General features: G+C 70.6%; 1 protein-coding gene. It reads right to left on the bottom strand.

Annotation, left to right across the window (positions count from 1 at the left end):
• The coding region (locus B0W88_RS30780; RefSeq protein ID WP_077038293.1) for a YDG domain-containing protein at nt 1–3,209 on the bottom strand (3,209 nt) is incomplete at both ends.

Here is a 3,209-nt window from a genome sequence, read left to right as displayed (position 1 = left end):
GCGCCGGTCAGCGTGAAGCCGGTGACGATGACCGGCTTGGCCGTGCCGACGTTCTTGTCGGCGAAGGCGGCCGTGGCCGTGCCGCCGACGGACAGGGTATCGCCGCCCAGCGCCGTCACCACCGCGGTGCCGGTCAGGGCGGCGACCGTCGTCGCGTCATAGACCTTGTCGACGGCCGTGACGCCGCTGATCGTCACCGGCGCCGGCAGGATGTTGCCGGTGGCCATGGTCGTGCCGATCGAGTAGTTGGCGGCCAGGCCGCCGCTGCCGTCGCTGAGCGTGACGGTGGCCGTCACCGCCTTGCCCTGGCCCGCATGCGGGTCGGCGAAGGTGCCGGTGGCACTGCTGCCCAGCGTCTCGCTGCCCACCAGGCCGTTGAGGCCGACCACGCCGACGGTGGCGCTCGTCGTGGTGTCGTAGGTCTTGTCGGTCACGCTCAGCGTGGCGGTGATCGCCTTGGGCGTGATCGTGCCGGTCAGCGTGCTGTTCAGCCCCATGCCGTAGACCGGCTTGCTGTTGCTGTCCACGTAGGTCACGCCGGAGCCGTCGAAGACGATGCCGCTGCCGTTGACGTCCTTGCTGGCGTACTGCACGAAGCTCGGGTCGACCAGCGTGCCAACGGCGCCGCCCGGCCCGCTGATGGCCAGGTTGCTCAGCGGCACGTTGCGCGTGCCGTCGTAGGCGCGGCTGGCGTCGTCGGCCGAGGCGGTCGCCGTCTTGGCCTGGGTGGAGAGGAAGGCGTTGCCGGTGTAGGGCGAGGCCGCGCTGGTGGACTGCGCGCTGTGCACGGTGAAGCCGTAGTCCAGGTTGCCGCCGGAGAATCGCTGCGCGTCCAGCACGTCGTCGGCCCAGACGATCCAGCGCGCGCCGTTGCCGCCGGTGGCCTGCAGCGCCGTGGAACCGGCGATGTTGAAGAAGCTGCTGACCGCGTGGCTGCCGTCGCTGCCGCTGATGACGATGGCGTCGGTCGTGTTCAGCCCGTCGGTGCTGCTGGTGATCGTGGTACCGGTGTCCAGCGTGACGTTGTCGGCCTCGACCATCACCTGCGAGGGCGCGCTGATCTGCGTGTTCTTGAGCTGCAGCGTGCCGGCGCCGACCAGCATCACCGAGCCGTAGCCGCCGGTCACGTTGGCATTGGTCAGCTTGACGGTGGCCGGGTACTGGCTGTCCAGCGTGTGGGCCTCCAGCGTGATGCTGGCGCCCAGGCTGTTGTCGAAGGTGCCGGCCAGCGCCAGCGTGGTGTCGACAAAGCTGCCGCTCGGGCCATTGGTGGCGTAGATCGTCAGGTTGCTGTTGGTGCCGCCCTGCACCAGCGTGCCGGCCGAGGTGATCTCGACGCCCCGGCCGCCCAGGCTGGAATTGCCCTGCAGGTTCAGCGCCGGGCCGCTGCCGTCGGTGGACTCGACCCGCAGCACGCTCACGCCGGTGATCGACAGGCCCTTGCCGGTCTGCGCGTTGCCCAGCACCGTCATCGCGCCCACGCTGGCCAGCGAGGAGCCGGCCACCAGCACGCCGGCCGTCGAGCCGCCGCTGCCGATGATCGACAGGTCGGCCGCGTGGCGGATCACCGAGCTGGAGATCTCCACGCCGTAGCTGGTGCCGTTGCCCTTGAGGCTGACCGAGCCGGTGCCGCCGCCGTCGAGGATGCTGCCGTTCTCCAGCGTGATGGCGCCGCCGTAGGACACCGAGGCGGCGTCGAAGAACACCGAGGTGGAACCGAAGTAGGTCTGCGTGCCGGAGCCGAAGCCGCCCAGCGTGATCGCGCCACCGCCGCTGGCGATGGTGCTGTTGGAGATGTCGATCGCGCCGCTGCCGCTGCGGCCCGCCTTCAGCGAGACCGGCATCGGGTTCTGGCTCTGGATCACCGAGTCGAACACATTGATGTTCGCGTCGGCGATCAGCGAGAGGCTGCCCGGCGAGGCGCTGGTGATGACGATATTGGCGTCGCTGACCGTGATCGTTCCGCTTTGCGAGCCGCCGCTGCCGGTCTGCACCGTCACCGCCGAGCCCGCCGACAGCGCGGCGGCCAGCGTGGCCGAGGAGATGGTGGAGCTGTCGGCGGTGGCGTTGAAGCTGGCGTCGGTACCCGAGTCGGAGACGCTGTCGGAGATGGTGATGTCGTGGGGGTCGAGCAACCAGGTGCCAGCCTTGCCGTGCGGCGCCGACACGTCCACCTTCGCGGGCCGCGCATCGAGCCAGCCGCCGGAGGTCTCGATCAGCCCGCCGTCACCGCCCTGCGCGCCGCCATGGGCGCTCAAGCTGCCGAAGGCCCGCGTCGCGCTGTTGCTCCACAGCACGATGTGCCCGCCCTGCCCCGTGCCGCCGCCATCGGCCGCGATGCTGGCGCCCGGCGCGAAGTACACCGCGTCGGCATTGGGCACCGCAAGGTCCTGCCCCTGCACGCCGCCGCCCACGAGCACGGTGCCGCCGCTGCCGGCCGCGCCGCTCGCGCTGACGCTGGCGCCGTCCATCAGCGCCACCTGCGTGCCCAGCAGCTGCACGCTGCCGCCGCTGGCCCCATCCGCGCTGGTGCGGCTGCCCGCCGCCAGCGTCAGCCGCTGGCTCGCGGCGTTGATGACGATCTCCCCGCCCGGGCCGCTGCCCAGCGAGTCCGCCCGCACGATGCCCTGCTGGTTCACGCTGGCCGCCACCACGTCGATGCGCCCGCCCGCGGCATTGATCTGCCCCAGGTTCAGCACCTCGCCCTGCGGCGCCGAGACCTTCACGCTGAAGCGCGGGGACGCGGTGTCCACCAGCTCCACGCTGGCTCCCGCGGCCAGCACGATCTGCCCGCCGCTGGCCTCGATGATCCCTTCGTTGCGCACCTCGCCGGCGCCGATCAGCATCACCTGCCCGCCGGCCGCGCTGCGGATCTCGCCCTGATTGGTGATGCCTGCAGCTACTCCGTTACTTCCACTGACCGGGGCGCTGAAGACATAGCGCCCGGCCGTCCAGTCCGCATCGTTGAGGTTCAGCGTGGAGGTCACCAGGCTGGCCACGTTGACGCGCGCGCCCTGCCCGAACAGCACGCCGTTGGGGTTCAGCAGCCACACCTGGCCGTTGCTGGACAGGCTGCCCAGGATGCTGGACGGGTCGTTGCCCGTCACCCGGTTCAGCACCTTGCTCGTGCTGCTGGGCTGCACGAAGTTGACCGCGTTCTGCGCGCCGATCGAGAAGCTGTTCCAGTTCAGGATCGCGCCCGAGGTGTT

Origin of the sequence: Pelomonas sp. KK5 (assembly GCF_001984095.1) — a bacterium.
Lineage (GTDB): Bacteria > Pseudomonadota > Gammaproteobacteria > Burkholderiales > Burkholderiaceae_C > KK5.
The sequence above is the reverse complement of the archived record's forward strand: the minus strand, read 5'-3'. Positions and strand labels throughout refer to the sequence as shown.